At 68.3% G+C, this 1,589-nt stretch carries 2 protein-coding genes; both read right to left on the bottom strand.

Translation table 11 applies throughout. From position 1 onward, the window contains the following. On the bottom strand, positions 1-897 hold an 897-nt coding region (locus EOW65_RS19770), incomplete at its 3' end, for an electron transfer flavoprotein subunit alpha/FixB family protein (RefSeq protein WP_128152385.1). Beyond that, the coding region (locus EOW65_RS19765; protein ID WP_164880180.1) for an electron transfer flavoprotein subunit beta/FixA family protein at positions 897-1,589 on the bottom strand (693 nt) is incomplete at its 5' end. The genes EOW65_RS19770 and EOW65_RS19765, both read right to left, overlap by 1 nt.

The raw sequence follows: 1,589 nt of genomic DNA, 5'->3' as shown, positions 1-1,589 counted from the left end.
GGTCATTTCCGGGACGGCCTGGAACAGGTCGGCGACCAGACCGAAATCGGCGACCTGGAAGATCGGCGCCTCTTCGTCCTTGTTGATCGCGACGATGATCTTGCTGTCCTTCATGCCCGCAAGGTGCTGGATCGCGCCCGAGATGCCGCAGGCGATGTAAAGCTCCGGCGCCACGACCTTGCCGGTCTGCCCGACCTGCCAGTCGTTCGGCGCAAAGCCGCTGTCGACCGCCGCGCGCGAGGCACCGACCGCCGCGCCGAGCTTGTCAGCGAGCGCCTCGATGATCGCGAAGTTCTCTTCCGAGCCGACACCGCGGCCGCCCGAGACGACGATCTTCGCCGAGGTCAGCTCGGGGCGATCCGAGGTCGCGACCTTGTCCTCGACCCAGGCCGAGAGACCCTTGTCGCCTGCCGCAGCCGCGGCCACGACCGGCGCCGGGGCGCCCGCGCCCGCGGCCTCGAAGGCCGTGGTGCGCACGGTCATCACCTTGACCTTGTCCGACGACTTCACCGTCTGGATCGCGTTGCCGGCGTAGATCGGGCGCTCGAAGGTGTCGGCGTCGACGACGCCGATGACGTCCGAGAGCACCATCACGTCGAGCAGCGCCGCGATCCGCGGCAGGGCGTTCTTCGCCGCCGCCGTCGAGGGCGCGACGATGTGGGTGACGCCACCCGCGAGCGAGACGACCAGATCGGCGAGCGGCTCGGCCAGCCCATGCGCATAGGCCGCATCCTCGGCGACCAGCACCTTCGCCACGCCGTCGAGGCCCGCGAAGGGCGCCGCATCGACGCCCGCGCCGGCGAGCAGAACCGTCACCGGGCCCAGTTTCTTCGCCGCCGACAGCGCCTTCGCCGTCGCGTCGAGGCTGCTTGCTTCCGCAATCAGAAGAACCGACATCAGATCACCCCCGCGTCTTTGAGTTTGCCGATCAGCTCGTCGACCGAGCCGACCTTGATGCCGGCCGAGCGGCCCGCCGGCTCGGCGGTCTTCACCACCGTCAGCCGCGGCGTGACATCGACGCCATAGTCGGCGGCGGTCTTTTCCTCGAGCGGTTTCTTCTTTGCCTTCATGATGTTCGGCAGCGAGGCATAGCGCGGCTCGTTCAGGCGCAGGTCGGCGGTGACGATCGCCGGCAGCTTCACCTCGATCGTCTGCAACCCGCCGTCGACCTCGCGGGTGACCCGGGCCTTGTCGCCCTCGACCACGACTTCCGAGGCAAAGGTCGCCTGGCTCCAGCCGAGCAGCGCGGCGAGCATCTGCCCGGTCGCGTTCATGTCGTTGTCGATCGCCTGCTTGCCGGCGATGATCAGGCCGGGCTGTTCGTCCGCCGCGATCTTGGCGAGGATCTTCGCCACCGCCAGCGGCTCGATGTCGCTGTGCACGTCCTCGGCGGCCACCACCAGGATCGCGCGATCGGCGCCCATGGCGAGCGCCGTGCGCAGGGTTTCCTGAGCCTGCTTCACGCCCACCGAGACCACCACGATTTCCGAGGCGACGCCCTTTTCCTTCAGGCGGATCGCTTCTTCGACCGCGATCTCGTCGAAGGGGTTCATCGACATCTTCACGTTCGCAAGATCGACCCCCGTGCC

This window comes from Paenirhodobacter ferrireducens (assembly GCF_004022265.1).
GTDB lineage: Bacteria > Pseudomonadota > Alphaproteobacteria > Rhodobacterales > Rhodobacteraceae > Rhodobacter > Rhodobacter ferrireducens.
The sequence above is the reverse complement of the archived record's forward strand: the minus strand, read 5'-3'. Positions and strand labels throughout refer to the sequence as shown.